The 18,169-nt window shown below is 50.4% G+C and carries 17 protein-coding genes and 1 tRNA gene; 13 read left to right on the top strand and 5 right to left on the bottom strand.

Going from position 1 to position 18,169, the window contains the following annotated elements:
- Window positions 1-50 precede the first annotated feature (50 nt).
- The gene (locus BLV87_RS03535; RefSeq protein ID WP_093065466.1) at window positions 51-2,228 is read left to right on the top strand and encodes a malate synthase G; all 2,178 of its coding nucleotides are present in this window, start codon (window positions 51-53) and stop codon (window positions 2,226-2,228) included.
- A 60-nt stretch (window positions 2,229-2,288) separates the two neighbouring features.
- Here the strand turns inward: BLV87_RS03535 and BLV87_RS03530 are convergent, their stop codons facing one another.
- The 3 genes from BLV87_RS03530 to BLV87_RS03520 all read right to left on the bottom strand — a co-directional run bounded on the left by BLV87_RS03530 (window position 2,289) and on the right by BLV87_RS03520 (window position 4,026).
- Window positions 2,289-3,068 carry an Lcl C-terminal domain-containing protein gene (locus BLV87_RS03530; protein WP_093065464.1) on the bottom strand — a complete coding sequence of 260 codons (780 nt, stop codon included), beginning with the start codon at window positions 3,066-3,068 and terminating at the stop codon, window positions 2,289-2,291.
- A gap of 91 nt (window positions 3,069-3,159) precedes the next feature.
- Window positions 3,160-3,822, bottom strand: a complete 663-nt coding sequence (locus tag BLV87_RS03525; protein WP_093065462.1) for a glutathione S-transferase family protein — start codon at window positions 3,820-3,822, stop codon at window positions 3,160-3,162.
- A 128-nt stretch (window positions 3,823-3,950) separates the two neighbouring features.
- Window positions 3,951-4,026, bottom strand: a tRNA-Phe gene (locus BLV87_RS03520).
- 114 nt (window positions 4,027-4,140) lie between these two features.
- Between BLV87_RS03520 and BLV87_RS03515 the strand changes: the two genes are divergently transcribed.
- Window positions 4,141-5,277, top strand: coding sequence for a hypothetical protein (locus BLV87_RS03515; RefSeq protein ID WP_093065460.1), 1,137 nt, complete (start codon window positions 4,141-4,143; stop codon window positions 5,275-5,277).
- Between the two features lie 4 nt (window positions 5,278-5,281).
- Here BLV87_RS03515 and BLV87_RS03510 read toward each other — a convergent pair whose 3' ends face one another.
- Window positions 5,282-6,904 (bottom strand): flotillin family protein, encoded by a 1,623-nt coding sequence (locus tag BLV87_RS03510; protein ID WP_093065458.1) that lies wholly within the window; start codon window positions 6,902-6,904, stop codon window positions 5,282-5,284.
- A gap of 180 nt (window positions 6,905-7,084) precedes the next feature.
- Here BLV87_RS03510 and BLV87_RS03505 point away from each other — a divergent pair, with 180 nt between their 5' ends.
- From BLV87_RS03505 to BLV87_RS03465, 9 genes are all read left to right on the top strand, one after another.
- Window positions 7,085-9,025, top strand: a complete 1,941-nt coding sequence (locus BLV87_RS03505; RefSeq protein ID WP_093065456.1) for a hypothetical protein — start codon at window positions 7,085-7,087, stop codon at window positions 9,023-9,025.
- A gap of 50 nt (window positions 9,026-9,075) precedes the next feature.
- Window positions 9,076-9,735 carry a hypothetical protein gene (locus tag BLV87_RS03500; RefSeq protein ID WP_093065454.1) on the top strand — a complete coding sequence of 220 codons (660 nt, stop codon included), beginning with the start codon at window positions 9,076-9,078 and terminating at the stop codon, window positions 9,733-9,735.
- Window positions 9,736-9,800: 65 nt separating this feature from the next.
- Window positions 9,801-10,589 (top strand): hypothetical protein, encoded by a 789-nt coding sequence (locus tag BLV87_RS03495; protein WP_139282117.1) that lies wholly within the window; start codon window positions 9,801-9,803, stop codon window positions 10,587-10,589.
- Between the two features lie 10 nt (window positions 10,590-10,599).
- Window positions 10,600-11,178 (top strand): hypothetical protein, encoded by a 579-nt coding sequence (locus BLV87_RS03490; RefSeq protein ID WP_093065450.1) that lies wholly within the window; start codon window positions 10,600-10,602, stop codon window positions 11,176-11,178.
- The gene (locus BLV87_RS03485; RefSeq protein WP_093065448.1) at window positions 11,175-11,783 is read left to right on the top strand and encodes a hypothetical protein; all 609 of its coding nucleotides are present in this window, start codon (window positions 11,175-11,177) and stop codon (window positions 11,781-11,783) included. Before BLV87_RS03490 ends, BLV87_RS03485 begins: the two co-directional genes overlap by 4 nt.
- A gap of 112 nt (window positions 11,784-11,895) precedes the next feature.
- Window positions 11,896-12,210, top strand: coding sequence for a hypothetical protein (locus tag BLV87_RS03480; RefSeq protein WP_093065446.1), 315 nt, complete (start codon window positions 11,896-11,898; stop codon window positions 12,208-12,210).
- A gap of 19 nt (window positions 12,211-12,229) precedes the next feature.
- Window positions 12,230-13,708: an NAD(P)H-hydrate dehydratase gene (locus BLV87_RS03475; protein ID WP_093065444.1), complete on the top strand. Its 1,479-nt coding sequence runs from the start codon at window positions 12,230-12,232 to the stop codon at window positions 13,706-13,708.
- Window positions 13,705-14,118, top strand: a complete 414-nt coding sequence (tsaE, locus tag BLV87_RS03470) for a tRNA (adenosine(37)-N6)-threonylcarbamoyltransferase complex ATPase subunit type 1 TsaE (protein WP_093065442.1) — start codon at window positions 13,705-13,707, stop codon at window positions 14,116-14,118. The genes BLV87_RS03475 and tsaE overlap by 4 nt, the downstream gene beginning before the upstream one ends.
- 123 nt (window positions 14,119-14,241) lie before the next feature.
- Window positions 14,242-15,477, top strand: a complete 1,236-nt coding sequence (locus BLV87_RS03465; protein WP_175517823.1) for an N-acetylmuramoyl-L-alanine amidase — start codon at window positions 14,242-14,244, stop codon at window positions 15,475-15,477.
- 491 nt (window positions 15,478-15,968) lie between these two features.
- Here the strand turns inward: BLV87_RS03465 and mazG are convergent, their stop codons facing one another.
- Window positions 15,969-16,868, bottom strand: coding sequence for a nucleoside triphosphate pyrophosphohydrolase (gene mazG, locus BLV87_RS03460; RefSeq protein WP_245706900.1), 900 nt, complete (start codon window positions 16,866-16,868; stop codon window positions 15,969-15,971).
- Window positions 16,869-16,919: 51 nt separating this feature from the next.
- On the opposite strand from mazG, the gene BLV87_RS03455 reads away from it, so the two are divergent.
- Both BLV87_RS03455 and BLV87_RS03450 read left to right on the top strand, forming a co-directional pair.
- Window positions 16,920-17,255: a hypothetical protein gene (locus BLV87_RS03455; protein ID WP_093065440.1), complete on the top strand. Its 336-nt coding sequence runs from the start codon at window positions 16,920-16,922 to the stop codon at window positions 17,253-17,255.
- Between the two features lie 273 nt (window positions 17,256-17,528).
- Complete coding sequence (locus BLV87_RS03450; protein ID WP_175517822.1) at window positions 17,529-18,119, top strand: OmpA family protein; 591 nt, start codon at window positions 17,529-17,531, stop codon at window positions 18,117-18,119.
- Window positions 18,120-18,169 lie beyond the last annotated feature (50 nt).

The following is an 18,169-nucleotide window of genomic DNA, read 5'->3' as shown; positions in this document are numbered from 1 at the left end:
AACCGGAAAATGTCGACAATTTTGTTTATTTTCTTAGAGGATCGTAACGAATGGGCAACAGGATTCCGGTTAACGGCTTGCAAGTGTCAACACTTTTACATAACTTCGTAAACCAGCAAGCACTACCAGGTACAGGCATCAGTGCAGAAGATTTTTGGGCAGGGCTGGCAGACATTGTTACCCGCTTTGCACCACGTAACCGCGAACTGCTGGCAAAACGTGATGAAATACAAGCTAAAATCGACGCATGGCACATCGCTAACCGCAATCAATTTGATTTCACCGCTTACAAAGCATTTTTACAAGAGATTGGTTATTTGCTCCCAGAAGGTGAAGCCTTTAACGTCACCACGACCAATGTTGATGTGGAAATCACCCAAACGGCGGGAGCGCAATTGGTTGTGCCTGTCATGAATGCCCGTTTTGCCCTGAATGCCGCCAATGCTCGCTGGGGCAGCTTGTATGACGCACTGTACGGCACGGATGCGATTCCATCCACTGATGGCGCAGAAGCAGGCAAAGCCTACAATCCAGTGCGCGGCAAAAAAGTCATTGCGTTTGCTCGCAACTTCCTCGACGAAGCCGCACCACTGTCCTTCCTCTCACATCATCAGGCCAGCAACTATCGCGTTGATGAAAGCGGCCTGTTAATGGTCGATATGCTCGGTGGCTCTGTCGTGGCATTACGTGATAGTAACCAATTTGTCGGCTATCGCGGCAATCCCGATACACCTTCTGCCATCTTGTTGCGTAACAACGGCTTGCACTTTGAAATCCAGATCGACCGTAACGGCATGATTGGCAAAGAAGATGCCGCAGGTGTGAACGACATTCTGATGGAAGCCGCCCTCACCACCATTATGGACTGCGAAGATTCCGTCGCCGCCGTCGATGATGTCGATAAAGTGCTGATTTACACCAACTGGCTCGGCTTGATGAAAGGCGATTTGACCGAACAAGTCAGCAAAGGCGGCAAAACCTTTACCCGCGCAATGAACCCTGACCGAGAATACACCGCTGCTCACGGTGGTACAGTTTCCCTGCCCGGTCGTAGCCTACTATTTGTGCGCAACGTTGGTCACTTGATGACTAACCCTGCGATTCTAGATCAGGCTGGCAATGAAATCCCCGAAGGTATTCTGGATGGTTACATGAGCGCCATGATTGCGATTCATAACCTCAACGGCAGTGCAAAGTTCAGCAATTCGCGCACCGGCTCGGTGTACATCGTAAAGCCGAAAATGCACGGCCCTGAAGAAGTCGCCTTCACCAATGACCTGTTCGACAGCATCGAAGACGCACTCAAACTGCCCCGCCATACCCTAAAAGTCGGCATTATGGATGAAGAGCGCCGCACCACGGTGAATTTGAAAGAATGCATCCGTGCCGCCAAGGAGCGCGTGGTCTTCATCAACACCGGCTTCTTGGATCGGACGGGCGATGAAATGCACACCTCGATGGAAGCAGGCCCGATGATCCGCAAAAATGACATGAAGTCATCCGCGTGGATTCAAGCTTACGAAAACTGGAACGTCGACATCGGTTTGGAATGCGGCTTGCCGGGTCATGCGCAAATCGGCAAAGGCATGTGGGCGATTCCCGATCAAATGGCAAATATGCTGGCAACCAAAATCGGGCATCCACTGGCGGGCGCAAATACAGCGTGGGTTCCATCCCCCACCGCTGCTGCCTTACATGCATTGCATTACCACAAGGTCAATGTATTTGCGCGTCAGGAAGAGCTGAAAAGCCGTCCGCGTGCCAATATTGACGACATTCTCACCATTCCGGTAGCAGCAAATCCGAATTGGAGCACGGAAGAAATCCAGCAGGAACTGGACAATAATGCGCAAGGTATCCTCGGTTACGTGGTGCGCTGGGTTAACCAAGGCGTGGGCTGTTCCAAAGTGCCGGATGTGAATGACGTGGGTTTAATGGAAGACCGTGCCACCTTGCGCATTTCCAGCCAGCACATGACGAACTGGTTACACCACGGCATTTGCACCGAGGCGCAAGTGATGGAAGCCTTTAAGCGCATGGCAACGAAAGTGGATGCGCAAAATGCAGGCGACCCAACTTACACCAACATGAGCGGCAACTTCAACAAGAGCGTCGCGTTCAAAGCCGCTTGTGATTTGGTGTTCAAAGGGCGCGAACAACCCAACGGCTATACTGAGCCGCTGCTGCACAAATACCGTGCAGAGGCCAAAGTAGCGCTATTTTTCTAACAGTACCTGACATAAAAAAAGCCGCCCAGTAGGGCGGCTTTTTTACTGAATCACAACGAATTAGTTACCACTACGCACCAGTCTGACGTAGTTGTAGCTAGCACTATGCCATTGCGCACGGTTGCCGGTTTTTAAACTGAAGCTGACACCCGCGTGCTGAGCAGCATTTGCTGAATTTACATCAGAAGCCCAGTAACCACGTACTGAGCTACCTTGTGTTTCAGGGTCAAATGACGTACTACCTAAATCAGCATAAATATAGGGGGCTGCTGTTTTGCTGGTATCAATCAAGCCTAACAATTCACTTGTTGTGGGCAAACGCCAGTTTTGGTAGCCACACACCCCTGCCGCATTCACTGCATTGATATAGTCTTGGGTATCACAGTTGATTAACCCCGTAGCCGATTGACAACGACCATTTACATTCGTCGCTGCTGCACCTGAAGCCACGGCTTTTGTTCCCACAACACCGCCTGAAGTTGAGCGCCACTCATAGCCAAAATCTTTGTCACGGAAAGTAGGCGTTTGATTCGCAGCCTCATCGGTTTTTACTTCCCACGTTAATCCAGTCACATTGTCCTTAACGCAACCCACGGTGTCGATGCCGCCTGCAACATAAGGCGCACCACTCAGGTTGTATTTTGTGAAGGTTTTGGGCGTAGCTGTAGTACTACCCGTAGTAGTGGTAGTATTGGTAGGAGCGGCAGTATTAGGGACTTCAGCATTTTGTGAGGCAGAATCGCCGCCACCGCCGCAAGCACTCAGCAGCGCCATAGTAGAAAAAGATAAAGTAATTAATGCGCTTTTCACGCCCGTTTTGAAGGTTACGTTTGCATTCATAGTAGGTGACACCCCATATAATTAAAAAGAGTAACCCTATATAACATAAATCCAAATAATGTCATAGGAAAAACTGATCCACACATGCATATTATCGTTTAATGATATATCCATCGTTTGCAGCAAGAAAATTAGCAAATACCGTAGAAAAATCGTCCACCACAGAGGTTTTAACCGCATCCAGCGCCAACAATGCATCACTCCACGCTTGCATCCGCTTACTGAGAGGAAGCTCCAAACCATACTCCTGCTTCAACAATATCAGTCGCATGAATAAAGGTGCATACACGCAATCCACCAAATGAAAAGCTTGCCCCGCAAAGTACGGCAACTCTGGCGACAACATCGTATCCAAACGTTGTAAACCTTGCTGTAAAGCATCACGTGCCTCGTTAAAACCCGTTTCATCTTTCGCGGTCAACATGCGGAATTGACGCCCCAATAATTCTGAGCAAAACTCAATCCAAGCACGATGCTGTGCCCTCTCCAAAGGCGTAGCGGGGTGCAGTGCAGGCGGATACACCTCATCCAGATATTCAAGAATAACGGCTGATTCAAACAATGGCGTACCATCTACCAGCAATACAGGCACTTTGCCCAAGGGAGAAATAGCCTTAAACCAATCGGGTGGCTCATGAGGATTGATATGCGTTAAGGTATAAGTCACACGCTTCGCATTCAACGCGATCACAGAACGCTGCACGAATGGGCAAACTTTAAAACTAATGAGTTCCAACTTAGCAGATTGAGACATAGCAACACTTCCTTAAAGCAACAGCAATAAGTCACACTATACACGAATCTATGTGAAAAATGAGCAGAGGAGCTGTCTTGCAAAAGGAAGCCCGCTAACAGCAGGCTAAAGGGTAATTGAAAATGAAGTGGTGGCCGGAGACGGAATCGAACCGCCGACACGGGGATTTTCAATCCCCTGCTCTACCAACTGAGCTATCCGGCCACAGAGGGCGTAATTAAAGCGTTTTGATGTGTCCTTGTCAAGCACTAATATTTACGTTTTTTCTGCTACACTTCAACGCATCCATTGCAACCAACCGAAAATGCCCTCACACCTATGGATTCACACGGTCTACTGTTATTTCTTCTCTGGCTAGCTCTAGCAGTAGGCATTATTCTGTTTGTACGCTGGCTCAGCCATTTTTTAAGCAAGTTCAAACTACCCAATGATACACGGCTCCTTATCCTGATTGCGTTTACAGGCACATTGGTCATTGCTGCTCTAAACTTCCTTTGGAAACAAGGAGACAAACAACCCGCGCCCCCCGTCACTACCGATGGTACTGCAAGCACTCAACCACCTAAAACCGGACTTGATCTAGACACTTACGAAAGTACGACCTATCCCGCGCTCTACGGCTTACGGCAGGATATGCTCAAACAAATAGCCGATTTGCACACATTTTTCGGTAACGTGAGGCAATGGGCTGAACACATGCCGGGGCAACGCCGCTTCCTGCAAACGATTATCGACATCCGCTGGGAGCAACAGCAACAATTACGTAAAGCCTATCAAGAAATTGACCGCAGCCGCCGTGCGTTTTGGCTGCACTACCATACCGGCGAAGACCGACACGTCCGCAAAATGTTTGATGAAGAGGCATTACGCTTACAAAAACGTATCCAGAATGCCTTAGGCGACAGCCGCGCATTCCAATTGGAAGAAGCTGATGCCATCCGCGAGCACCTGCGTAAAGCCGGTGAAAATCTTAAAGCCGCGACACTACCTAAGCCCAAAAAAGGGCAAACGCGTGCCGACCAGTTCGCGCCTTATAGTGATCATAATCGCCAAGTACTGCTGGAAACGCTCACACGCAAACAAGAAAACAGCATTCTACCCAATCTCAATAAGTTGCAGCAGGAAGAAGCTCAAATACGCTCAAAACTCGCTTATATGCTGGAATATCAAAAGGTTAATACCGACTTGCAGCAAGAAGTTAACCAACTCATCCTAGCTTGGAATGACGCATTGATTTACAATCAATACGCACAATACCGGCTACTGTTTGCGACAGAAACACTCGAAACGGCTCTGCTCCTTAACACCCTCCCCGACAATCGGGATTACGCCTGGTTACTCAAGCAATTACGGGAACTTGCCCCAACGGTATTAGCGCAAGCCGAGGCAGAACGCGATGTCGCCGCTTATAGCTATAACCCGGACATTGAGCAGCGTTATCGCAAACCACGTTGATCACTCAGGGGCGCTCATCCCTATAGAAGTCGTCATCATCCTCATCATCTGCCATGACTGGCTGTTCACGCTCACGAGCAGGCGTTGGGGCAGGCTTTTTCTCTTCCGCTGATTTAGCTTCATGCGCAAACAGCCCCGTGTGCAAACTGTGCGTCATGTCATTGAGTGAACCACCTTTCAAACCCACTTCGCCCAACAAGCTTTCAATCAACGGTACTTGCGCCCGGTAACGCAAAGCACTGTCCACCACTTGCTCAGCAAGGTTACTGCCCCCGCCGCCACCGTTATTATTGCCGTTGCCTGCATCACCGCTATTGTTACCACCACCCGCACCACTGCGCCCGATGGCATTATTTAAACCGTCGATGTGCATGATTTTGATGCCCTCGATATTTTCCATCGGGCGGACACTTTCGCGAATAATATTCGGCAATTGCCGCACAATTTCCATTTTAACCTGCATCGCAATCTGGTCGTTGGAAAGCAGGTTGGAGGCTTCATTCAACGCTTTCTTACCCGCTGCTTCGACTTCGTAGCGCAATTGTGCTGCCAATGCTGCCATTTTTTCCACATCGGCATTGGCTTCAGCAATAATCACTTGGCGACGTGCTTCTTTTTCAGCACTGATGATTTCCACAATGCGGGAACGTTCGGCTTCAGCGCGTTCGCGGGCGGTGCGGATTTCTTCGGAAATCTTCTCGAATTCGGCTTTGACCTTGTTGGTTTCGATCCACGCCTGCGATACGTCACGCTCCAAGGTGGCTTGCTGGATATTCATCGACTGCTGGGCGCGTTCGATCAGAATTTCCTTTTCGATATTGATTTCTTCGATTTTGCGCTGGGTTTCGGCTTCGTTTTCGGCTTTTTGGCGCTTGCGTTCATTTTGCGCCACGACTTCCTTGTACTCCATCTCTTCTTTTTTGATGGTGGCTTCGAGGTTACGCTGCTTAATCGCCACCGCCGTTTCTTGCTCAATATTATTGCGGCGCTTAGCGTTGTCGGAGGTCACTTGCTCCAAAATACTCAAGCCTTTGGCGTCGAAGGCATTGTTGGGGTCGAAGTATTTTTTGTCGGTTTGGTCAAGACCCGTAAGGGATACCGATACCAGTTCCAAACCGTTTTTGTGGAATTCGGCATTCACTGCCTCTTCTACGTTGTGCTCGAACGCGGCACGTTTTTGGTGCAATTCGTCCAGCTCCATGCCTGAGGCAACCGAACGTAGCGCGGCAACACATGGCGCTTCAAACACCTCTCTGATCGCCTCCTGATCCAAGGTACGTAACCCCAGAGCGCGAGCGGCAGTACTGATGGCTTCGGGACGAGCCTCCACCCGCAGGAAGAATTCAGCGGTTACATCCACCCGTAACGGGTCTTTCGTGACCAGTGCCTGCTCCATTTCACGGGTAATTTCAATTTTCAGGGTTTGCATATTAATCGGCATCACCTCGTGGATGACAGGCAGCACAAATGCACCACTGCCAAGAATCACTTTTTCCCCGCCCAAGCCCGTGCGCACAAACGCGGTATCTTTTTTAGCACGTTTGTAAAAAGCAGAGAAAAAGGCCGCCCCCAAGATCGCGAGTACCAAAATACCCAGCGATAGGTAAACGTAGATAGTCCATTCCATGTGCTTCCACCCAAGTGTGTTCGATTGCGATGGGGAGAGTATACGCAATATCTTGAAATAACGCTGGAAACCCTTCAAGAGCCGATTAAGCCACCGTTATACTTAATAAAATTATATTACATATCAAATAAAGATAATGGGCTTGCAATACCAATGATTTCGATACGACGCAGGGTACTGATGTTAGGGCTGCAAATCAGCGCCGCAACGTTGTACACCACCAATGCGGTGGCTGAGACAGGTATTACCGCATTAACCTTAGAACAACTGGCGCAACAACAAGCAACACTTACCCAACGCACAAACGCTTATGTTGACAACCTCATTGATGCCACGACGGCTGAAGATGCTGCCCCCTCACTCACTGCTGACACAACGCTTGCCGAAGAATCCGCATCCGGCTACCGCACCTTGAATATCGGAATAGACACTCGCCATACCCGCACCGACGCGGGCAACACGCAAACCCGCCAAGCATTGAATCTGGATGCTTCACGGCAAACCCGCGACTACGGCACGTTCACACTCGATGCCAAAGTTACCCAGCAACACACCAATGCCAGCATGGAAACGTCCCCAAAAACCCAAGAAATCACCGCTACCCTGTACCAAAACGACTTACTGCTGAACGATAAGTGGCAAATGGACAACACCATCGGGGTGGTGCGTTCCGCTCAAAACAGTTTAATCAGCCAATCCAATAACGTGAGCTTACCGTCACGCACCTACATTGGCGGCAGCAGCCGCCTCAGCGATGGTAAAACCGAAGTACGCCTCATGCAGGGCAAAAAAGGTGAAATGCTCGACAATGGCGATATAGCCACCACCGAACAAGCCGTGACGGGTCTGAGCGTCACCCATCGCCTCAATGAACAATGGGCCCTGGGCGCACAAGGCTGGCAAGCGCAAGGCGAAGACACGCAACAACACCAGGAAGCCACCCTTGCGGTGCAGCACACCAACGCATCCGGCAGCCAGCAAACCAAAGCACAAATCCTCACCAACGAAGCCGGTAGTGGCGCGTGGGTTGACACCGAATACCAGCAAGAGCGTTTTCGCCATCAAGCGGGCGCTTACGCGCTCGGCGACGGTCTGACGTGGATGGGCGATGACGTAGCCGATAACACCCAAGGGGCTTACTGGCGCATGGGCTACACCCACCCGCGCTACAACACGCATTCCAGCATTGAATGGCAGCAACGCCAAGCCGATACCGCAAGCGGTGACACCCAAGAATTACGCCTTAACCAAAGCCTCAACTACCAATACGACCGCACCACGCGCACCGGCGGGCAACTGAGCCACACCCAAACGCAAGCGGCTGATGCCCGTCAACAAACCCAAGGCAGCGTGTTCGTATCACGTTCGTGGAGCAGCGGGCAAGACAGCCGCTTGCAACTGCGCGTCAGCCACGACCAAGAACCCAATGCCACCACCCAAACCCGTGAACTGGATTATTCGCATCACTGGTTACTACCGGCCGCCAACGAACTCTCATGGCAAATAAACGCCCGCAATGAACAAGACGAAGCCGAAGACCGTAATATTTATCAAACAGGGCTAGACTGGCAACATCACCTCAGCAATGGTGACAATGTAGGTGCAAACCTCACCCTAAGCAAAGCCAGCCCGTCCGATGATAACCTTGGCACGCACCAAAACTACCGTGCCTTTGCCCGCAAACAACTGAATAGAAAAATAAATCTTGAAGCCAGCATTGAACAAACACACGACACCGAAGGCAGCCATGATCAAGGCGTATCCGTGGCGCTGAATTATCAAGACAGTTGGGGCAAACCGTTAGGGCGGCGTGACGTTCGCAGTGGCAGTATTCGCGGCGTGGTATTTTTCGACGAAAATAACGACGGACGGCAGCAGCCCCTTGAAAAGAAAGCTGCTAATATTGAGTTGGTGTTGGATGGGCGTACTCCGGTAACAACCGACCAAAACGGTGAGTTCGTGTTTCCCCAAGTGGCAACCGGCGCACATGAACTGGCGGTAGCGTTTGGTAGCATCCCGTTACCGTGGGAACTTTCCACCAATTTCAATACCAAAGTAACCGTCGGATTGCGGGACACCAGTACCCTCGCCATACCACTGGCAAAGGTAACGGATCAATGACCCAATCCCCAACCTTCTCAATCAATAATAACAGTAAGAGCGTAATAAAAATGAAACTACTAAAACCTAGCCTGCTGGCTTCCAGCACGTTATTGCTGGCCTTAACCGGCACTGCCTTTGGCGAAGCGGGTATTTCCTCCAAAGTAGGCGCAGCACCTGATCCCGTCACAGCCAACGTCAACTTCAAAATCAAAGTACCCGAAATCATTATCTTGCGCGTGGGTGATTGGGGAAGCACCGCCAATACCCTTATCTGGGATTATGCCTTTGGTTCAGGGTTAACCAACCCGACCAATAACGCTGATGCCACTTCTGCGCAATGGGACAAAATTACTGCCGCAGCAGTAGATTCACAAAATGCGAATAGCGACGATGAAAGTGCTTCCGATAAAGCGGGGGATGGTATCCTCAAAGTTGCCGCTTTTAGCAATACGGGCGATGTCCGCCTCACCTCTGCCATCGTCACGGATTTTACCGCCGTTACCGCTGGCTTCAATAAGCCTTCTTTAAGCGAAATTAGCGCAACCAGTGGCGGCAGCATTGCGCACACCGCACTCAATGGGTTTGCAGGCAGTGGTACAGTTGACTTAACCAATACAGCAGGCATAGTCAAACTAACAGATGCTTGGCAATACACGTACACACCAACCAACAACCCAGCGGTGGGTGAATACAACGCTGAAGTCAAATACACGTTGGCGAATATTTAAATAAGATAGTGCAGGGTTCGGCAACCATTGCCGAACCTTTGCCAGATTCTCACAACAGGGGCTACATGATGAATAACACCGCACTCAAACTTTTTTTCAGTTTGTTAGGCTTAGGCATGGCAGCCAACGCATCTGCCAGTGGCTTTTCGGCGGCTGCCAGCCCGCCACGCTATGAACTTTCCGCCACGGCGGGGCAAAAAGTATCGCAAGTGCTGGAAATTTATAACGTCGGCAATGCCAACGAACAATACACCGTCAAAACCAACGACTGGCAACTCCAGGGCGATAACCTCAGTTTCCACGACGAACTCCTCCCCAACAGTTGCCGCCCGTGGGTCAAACTGGAACGCCACAAAATCACTGTCAACCGTGGCGACAAACGCCCGATGCGTTTTGAAGTCGACGTTCCCGCTGGCACACCCGCGCAAGAATGCCGCTTTGCCCTCATGGTCGAAGGCACCACCCCCGCCCCCAATCAAATTGCTGACAATATCAACCTGCCAGTCAACGGGCGTTTAGCCGTCATTGTGTATTTGGCTGTCGGCGGCGCAGAACCCGCCCTCACCGTTGCCAACCTGCAAATGTCCGGCAAAACCCCTGCGCTCAAAGTCAGCAATAGCGGCACCGCGCACGGTCGTCTGCAAGGCGTACTCGCAGGCACGGACAGCAGCGGCAAAGCCATCGACTTTTCGGTGTCCAGCACCCCGATTATGGCGGGTGAATCGCGCTTACTCCCGCTCACCCCGCACCTTGGCGAAAAACACCTTGACCCGAAAACGATCCAATACCCCGTCAAGCTCAAAGGTCAGCTTTACTGGGAAAAAGGCGCGTTTGCGATTGACCAAACATTGTAAGGTGACTAGCGTGTTAAAAAACAAGACCATGGCATTGTGTGGGGTAGTATTGGCATCCACGCTGCATACAAGTATTGCCAAGGCGCTATGCTGGGGGGCTAATGGCGGTGAACACTTAATGCATTTTTCGATTATCAATGGCCTTGCCACAACCCCCGCCCCGGAGATTATCTTTAATCTCCCCGGTGATCGGCTTGGCGATGGCAACAACTATGTTTCCAGTAATGTGTTAAATCGCGGCGGCGTAAACACCTTGCCGAATCATGTGCGTTTTCGCCTACATGTTACTGAACGCACTACCCGCTCGATTGTGTTACAAGCCGACTCTTCCGACCCGCTATCCTGCACCACCTGCACCAGTTCAGTGACCATGCCTTTTTCCGCACTGGGTTGGACGGTTAACCGCGCCACAGAATCTACCGGGCTTACAGTCGCTAACGGGCGCTTCAATAATGGGCAACAGACTTGGATGGTATCCCCACCCAAGACTGAAAGCATTGTTAACTTGGAGTTTGACTTCCTCAATAGCAAGGTTTACCCAGCAGGTGTTTATAAAGGCGAATTCAAAACCATAGGCAGGGCGCAATGATGCCATTCCACCCCAAACCGTTACTGCTACTCATCAGTTGCTGCCTGTTAGCAGCACCGGCGACAGCAACTCGCATGGCATGTACCGATGATGAAACAGCACAGTTACCCGTCAAAGTAGAAATTAACGTCCCGGCTTTTCTGTTTTTACAAGTGGGCAATGCCAATCAAACCGCAGAACTTACCTACAACGTCAGTGCCAATCTATCGTCAGGGGCATACACAGGAACCATGCCACCGGCAGGCGAAAGTGGGCTTGCCCCCAGCAGCATTACCGGCAGCGATGTGAATAACGGGGTGAATGTGGCGGTACGCGCCAATTGCGGGCAGGTAAAAATTGCTTACCGCGTGACCGACAACAACGGGCTGGCAAACAATCAAGGGCAATTCATTCCTTACGAAACGTTGCAAACCAGCACCTCGGATAGCGGCTTGCCTGCCCCTACTTTGCGCAATGCAGCAGACGCGGAAAGTCTGGTCAGCACCAGCAGTTATGGCTCGGTAACAGATCGCCAAGCGACTTGGCAATACACCTACACCAACAGTGCCTTACCCGCTGCGGGTACTTATCAAGGCACGGTGACTTATCAGGCAAGCTGTTTGTAAGCGCACCATTGATCCGTTTAAACCTTGCCAAATATCGTTATTTATTTTATGAATGGGCGTAGATTCTCCTTAATAGTTTCTGAACACAGAAACGTATTTGAGGAACATGGTCATGAATCGCCTCGCCCGCCTCGGCTTAACGTCTGCCGCACTGTTACTCGCACTGAGTGGTACTTTCACGAGCGAATACGCCAGCGCGGAAGCCGCACTTAATCAGCCCGCCCATGTTCACTTCACCATCAAGGTACAAGAAGTGCTAACGGTCAACCTGCGCGGCAATCATTTGGATGTTGGCAGCAATAATGGCAATATTTTGCTAGTCAACGACAATCTCAACACCGCCAATATGTTGCCACTGTCAGGCAACACCATCGCCAGCGTCGTGGTGCGCAGTCAAGATGGCGGTTTCGTGGTTGCTACACCTTAATAGTTTATAATTCATCACCATGACAACCATAGAACACCGGGTCTACACCGCAGCTCAAGTCCGCCAACTCGAGCACATCGCCATCCAGCAACATGGTATTCCCGCCTACACTCTCATGTCGCAAGCGGGGAGCACAACCTTCGAGCAAATGCAGCATCATTGGCCAAAAGCACATGCCTTGTGTGTACTGTGCGGCAGTGGTAACAACGGCGGGGATGGTTACGTCATCGCCCGTCTTGCCTTACAAGCAGGCTGGAACGTCACCCTGTTATCACTCGCTGATACTGCCCGTTTGCAAGGTGCTGCCGCACAAGCCTGCCAAGACTTCTGCCAAGCAGGGGGACGAATTCAACCCTATACCGAGCATGAGCAACTGCCCCCCGCTGACTTAATGGTCGATGCCCTCCTTGGCACAGGCTTGGAGCGTCGTGTCACCGGTGCTTATGCCAGTGCCATCAACCTTCTCAACCAACAGAACGCCCCCATCATTGCTGTCGACATACCCTCCGGCTTACATGCTGACACGGGGCAACCCTGCGGCAGTGCGGTTGGAGCCACGCTCACCGTGACTTACATTGGCCTGAAAATGGGTCTACTCACTGGCACTGCCCGCGATTATTGCGGAAAGCTAAGCTTCGCACGCCTCAGCGTACCTGATGCAGTGTACGCGCAAGTCCCCTGCACGATGCATTTGCTGGGTCAGCATACCTTACGTGAATATCTCCCACCCCGCCGTCGTTCTGCCCACAAAGGCCAAGCGGGGCATAGCTTGTTAATCGGCGGTGCACCCAGTATGAGCGGCGCAATCCGCCTCGCCGGTGATGCTGCTTTACGCACGGGCAGCGGCCTCGTTTCCATTGCCACGCACCCGGAACACGCTTCCCTGCTCAACCTCCACCGCCCAGAACTCATGGTACACGCGGTCGATTCACCCGCCCAACTACAGCCGTTACTGTCACATGTGGATGCTATCGGTATCGGCCCCGGCATGGCTCAAACTACTTGGTCTCACCATCTGCTTTCGCTGATCCAAAACACCAAACTACCCAAGGTATTGGATGCTGATGCGCTGAACTTACTCGCCAAAAACCGTAGCCAACGCGATGACTGGATACTAACCCCACACCCAGGCGAAGCCGCACGCTTACTCGCTTGCGGCACTGCCGACATTGAACAAAACCGTATGGCTGCTGTGAGCCGCTTGCAGCAAGAATACGGTGGCGTTATCGTACTCAAAGGCGCAGGTACACTGGTCGCTAGTGCCAACACCATCGCCATTTGCCCTGCTGGCAACCCCGGCATGGCCTCCGGTGGCATGGGGGATACTCTCACCGGGATTCTCACTGCATTGTTAGCGCAAGGATTAAGCTTGATCGCAGCGGCTGAAAGTGGCGTGTGGCTACACGCGCACGCTGCTGACCTCGCCGCTATGGAGGGTGAGCGCGGTTTATTGGCCAGCGACCTCATTGCACATTTACGGGAAGCACTTAACACATGAACAACTGGCAACGGGTAGACGATGAAACCGCCATGCTCGCCATCGGCGCAGCCATAGCACAACGCTTCCCCAGTGGGGGGCTAATTACCCTACACGGTGATTTAGGCGCGGGAAAAACCACGCTAGTACGTGGCTTGTTACGCGCCTTAGGGCACACTGGTAATGTCAAAAGCCCCACTTATACGCTGGTAGAACCCTATCATCTGGGTGGACGCGACATATTCCACTTCGACCTATACCGTTTAGCCGAACCAGAGGAGTTAGAGTACATGGGCATCCGCGATTACTTGCGTCCAGATGCATTGTGTTTAGTCGAGTGGCCAGAAAAGTCGGCAGGTATACTACCAAAAGCAGATATACGTATACACATACGCCATTGCGGTAATGCCCGCGAAATTTTGATAGAATGATTCAAGCAATTTAATCAATAACTTATAGCACATTGGTAAAAAACTACTTGAAAATTGCCTTTCTCTGAATTAATACTTATGGGGAAGAAGTATCATTCCATTCGTGTTGTTTGAGATTAGGCCATGAACACCAAAAAATTGAGCCGTAGAGGTTTCCTCCTGAAGTTGAGTGCGTTAGCCGGTGCAGTCGCCAGTGGATTCAATACAGTATCAGCACGTGCTGCGGATGCTGTTACGGGGCATTTAACCGGGGCAAACCTTAGCGGCACATCAGAGCAATTGAAATTCCTGCTGCAACTGGATGCACCAATTGCCCATAGAGTTTTCACATTAGACAAACCTGATCGCGTGGTCATTGACTTGCAGAATACCACGATGCAAGGCAAGCTAAAGCAAGGCGCACACGATCGCAAACCCATTACTGGTATTCGCTATTCAGAACGTGACAATGGCAGTCTACGAGTAGTGCTGGATGTAGCAGAACAAGTCACTGTCAAATCTTCCTTAGTACCGGATGGTGCAAACCATTTGCTAACCATTACCCTCAAACCAAACGGCAAAGGCAGCACTGGCAAATCCCCAAAACCGGAAAAAGAAAAACCCAAGTCTGCCAAAGAACCCGAACCTCCTGCTACCTCAGAACCTTCCAAAGGTAAATTCATTGTCGTCATCGATCCGGGACACGGCGGCAAAGATCCGGGTGCCGTTGGCGCAAATGGCACACAAGAAAAAGACGTCGTATTGCAAGTGGCACGTAAACTCAAAGCCCGTATCGACCGCGAAAAAGGCATGAAAGCCATCCTGACCCGTGCCAGTGATAAATTCATCCCTCTACGTGAGCGCATGGATCTTGCCCATAAGCACCAAGCTGATCTGTTCATTTCTATTCACGCCGATGCCAACCCTAGTACACGCGTCAGTGGCTCTTCTGTCTATATCCTATCTGAAACGGGTGCATCCAGCGAAGCTGCCCGTTTGTTGGCCGAAAGCGAAAACTCCTACGAATTAAAGTTTGGTGGACGCAGTTTCAATAATACCAGCGAGAAAATTGCTTCTGTGTTGCTAGATCTGAGCCAAAACGCCATGATGGATCGCAGCCTGAACTTAGCCAAAGGTGTCTTGCGCGAGCTATCCAAGGTCAACAACCCCTTACGCCGTCGTGTTGAAAGTGCCCGCTTTGTCGTACTACGTTCACCAGATATTCCTTCCATGCTGGTCGAAACGGCTTTCATCAGTAACCCTACTGAGGAAAAACGCCTGCGCACGGCCGACTATCAACAGAAGTTAGCTACAGCAATGTTCCAAGGGGTCAAGCGTTATCAAATTGCTTACGCTGATAGCGGACAGGCAAATACCTAAACACTAACACGTACACCCTCATCCGGCTGTGTCACATGATATGGCTTTGTCACCCGCAAACTGTCAATCCTGTCACTTTTTGACAGGATTGCACTCTGTCCGAATCCTCATCTCAATTAAATAAGCTCATTAAATATGAGACTAATCAAATACTTGATCTTATCAACACAGTTTTGGCACAAGGGTTGCAATAGCTTCAGTACAGACTGAGACGGCGAAGACTAGAAAGTCTGTAAGGGACGACAACAATAACAAGAAAGGGTTAAGGAAAGCATTTATCAGCAAGCCCCAAGAGATAGCGAGTAGGCATAAACATTAATAACAATAAAACGCCTGACCATATCTCAACTCCTTCTCTCCCCTGTGTTGCCACAGGGGGACTTTATCAGGAACTTGGTGTTTGAGAGCAACAATAATAACAAGACAATAATAATAATATTTGCCCGTGTTGACTCCCCCCGTTCGTCGGGGGTTTTGTTTTTCGAGTAGCGTTATATACCGTTTGTCGTTTTCTCTTCTTGCTTAGCTATATTCCAAGCCTTTTCCATCTGCTCTAAACTTGCAGTATCCAAAGCAATACCGGCTGCTGCCAACAAGGCTTCTACTCGCTCAAACCGCCGCTCAAACTTACGGTTCGATAGACGTAACGCATTTTCTGCATTCACGCCGAGTAAACGAGCCAAATTAGTAGCCCCCATCAACACATCGCCAACCTCTTCCTCAATCCGAACAAACGGCTCTTGTTTGGCAACTGCATCAATCACCTCATCCAGCTCCTCGTAGATTTTAGGTATCACTTGCTGCCAGTGATCCCAATCAAACCCCACGCTGGCCGCCCGTCGCTGAAGTTTTTGACTGCGCCGTAACGCAGGCATAGCAGTGGGAATACCTGCAAAGAAGCCTGTTTCGGTCGATTGTATCCCGCGTTCTGCTTGTTTGATCGCATCCCATGCCTGTTTTTGCGCGTGTTCATCGGCATATACCGTGTCACCGAATACATGAGGATGCCGCCGAATCATTTTGCGGGAAATACCTGCTGCTACATCGTGAAAATCGAACAAACTTTGCTCACTAGCAATTTGCGCCATAAACACAACTTGAAACAATAAATCACCTAGCTCATCACACAGAGCATCAGGGTCTTGTTTATCTACCGCATCAGCGACTTCGTACACCTCTTCCAAGGTGTATGGCAAGATCGTTTGCCATGTTTGCTTAATATCCCATGGGCAACCCTGCTGCGGATCACGCAAGCGCCTCATAATATTAAGCAATTCATCAATAGGTTTATGACTTAATCCGTTTTTGCCTTGCATAGCATTTACCTGTGGCGTATCGTGTGTTTGTCGTGCAATATACACAATTGTGGTATAAATGCTACGCTCAAACATAAAGCAAAATCCAACTTTACGACTCAAAACCTAGACTTGAAGGAGATCACCATGACCCTTAAACACATTGCAGGCATTAGCTTTGCTGCTCTAATGCTGACCACTGCTGGCGCTAATGCTGCCGATATGAAAGTTGTCAAAAACAGCGACGGCATTGTTGTTAAAAATAGCTTTGGCGAATGCGTCCAAGCCGTTTACGGCTTCGAGCCAGAAGGCTGTGAAGCAGCGCCAGCCGCACCTGTTGCAGCACCTGTTGCACCAGCACCTACGCCACGTGCAGCACCACGAGCACCGGTTGTGCCAAAAGTAAAAGCCAAAGGCAACTACAAAGGTCCAGTCCAAATGGATCCAGCCGCACGTTCCAGCATGAAGCGTTACCAAAAGTAAGCCTCCAGTGAACCAGCCTGCTTGGTTCAGCTAAGGTTTTCTGTAGCCTCCTTACCTCACGGTAAGGAGGCTTTTCTTTAACTGTCTACAAAGAAAATGTTCCTTACCTATAGGAACTTAACCAGAAAGTAACCTATAATCCTACCCGTTGTTGTATATTTAAGACACTATAGTCACAACTTACGTCTCTTGCTAACAGAATTAATATTTCATGATTGCAGGAGTACGCAGTTCAACAATCTAAACTCAAAAACTAGGCTTAAGGAGATCAACATGACTCTGAAGAAAGTTGCAAGCATTAGCGTAGCTGCTCTGATGGCAGCAATGATGATGACAACTGCATATGCAGAAGACGGCAAATATGTCCAAAATAGCGACGGTAAACCTGTCAAAAACAGTTCTGACGAATGTGTTACCGCTCAATACGGCAGTATGCCAGAAGGCTGTGAAGCAGCTCCTCCGGCTCCAGCCCCTGCACCAGCTCCACCACCACCTGCTCCGGCTCCAGCCCCTATCCAAAAAATGACACTGACTTCTGATGCCAACTTCGATTTCGATAAGGCAACCCTGAAACCAGCCGGTCAAGCAAACTTGGATCAATTCCTGTCCGGTTTGGCTGGTGCTAAAGTCAGCGGTATCAGCGTAGTAGGCCACACTGACAGCGTTGGTTCCGATGCTTACAACCAAAAGTTGTCTGAACAGCGTGCCGCCGCCGTTGCCAACTATCTGGCAGGCAAAGGCGTTCCGGCTGCTGCCATCCAAGCTTCCGGCAAGGGCGAATCACAACCTGTTGCTGACAACAGCACCAAAGCAGGTCGTGCAGCCAACCGCCGTGTAGAAGTTGAAGCAAGTGGTACACGTTAAGTACCCGCTCAACACCAGTTACCTGTAATAAGTGCTGGTATTGATAGAGA

The sequence above is a fragment of the Thiothrix caldifontis genome (assembly GCF_900107695.1).
Lineage (GTDB): Bacteria > Pseudomonadota > Gammaproteobacteria > Thiotrichales > Thiotrichaceae > Thiothrix > Thiothrix caldifontis.
This window is presented reverse-complemented; position numbering and strand designations above follow the sequence as displayed.

Bases quoted from the DNA above. Each gene is read 5' to 3' on its own strand.
- BLV87_RS03475 (WP_093065444.1), top strand. From the start codon at position 12,230: ATGACAACCATAGAACACCGGGTCTACACCGCAGCTCAAGTCCGCCAA.
- BLV87_RS03535 (WP_093065466.1), top strand. From the start codon at position 51: ATGGGCAACAGGATTCCGGTTAACGGCTTGCAAGTGTCAACACTTTTA.
- BLV87_RS03495 (WP_139282117.1), top strand. From the start codon at position 9,801: ATGATGAATAACACCGCACTCAAACTTTTTTTCAGTTTGTTAGGCTTA.
- BLV87_RS03515 (WP_093065460.1), top strand. From the start codon at position 4,141: ATGGATTCACACGGTCTACTGTTATTTCTTCTCTGGCTAGCTCTAGCA.
- BLV87_RS03505 (WP_093065456.1), top strand. From the start codon at position 7,085: ATGTTAGGGCTGCAAATCAGCGCCGCAACGTTGTACACCACCAATGCG.
- BLV87_RS03530 (WP_093065464.1), bottom strand. From the start codon at position 3,068: ATGAATGCAAACGTAACCTTCAAAACGGGCGTGAAAAGCGCATTAATT.
- BLV87_RS03525 (WP_093065462.1), bottom strand. From the start codon at position 3,822: ATGTCTCAATCTGCTAAGTTGGAACTCATTAGTTTTAAAGTTTGCCCA.
- BLV87_RS03465 (WP_175517823.1), top strand. From the start codon at position 14,242: ATGAACACCAAAAAATTGAGCCGTAGAGGTTTCCTCCTGAAGTTGAGT.
- mazG (WP_245706900.1), bottom strand. From the start codon at position 16,868: ATGTTTGAGCGTAGCATTTATACCACAATTGTGTATATTGCACGACAA.
- tsaE (WP_093065442.1), top strand. From the start codon at position 13,705: ATGAACAACTGGCAACGGGTAGACGATGAAACCGCCATGCTCGCCATC.
- BLV87_RS03500 (WP_093065454.1), top strand. From the start codon at position 9,076: ATGAAACTACTAAAACCTAGCCTGCTGGCTTCCAGCACGTTATTGCTG.
- BLV87_RS03485 (WP_093065448.1), top strand. From the start codon at position 11,175: ATGATGCCATTCCACCCCAAACCGTTACTGCTACTCATCAGTTGCTGC.
- BLV87_RS03450 (WP_175517822.1), top strand. From the start codon at position 17,529: ATGACTCTGAAGAAAGTTGCAAGCATTAGCGTAGCTGCTCTGATGGCA.
- BLV87_RS03455 (WP_093065440.1), top strand. From the start codon at position 16,920: ATGACCCTTAAACACATTGCAGGCATTAGCTTTGCTGCTCTAATGCTG.
- BLV87_RS03510 (WP_093065458.1), bottom strand. From the start codon at position 6,904: ATGGAATGGACTATCTACGTTTACCTATCGCTGGGTATTTTGGTACTC.
- BLV87_RS03480 (WP_093065446.1), top strand. From the start codon at position 11,896: ATGAATCGCCTCGCCCGCCTCGGCTTAACGTCTGCCGCACTGTTACTC.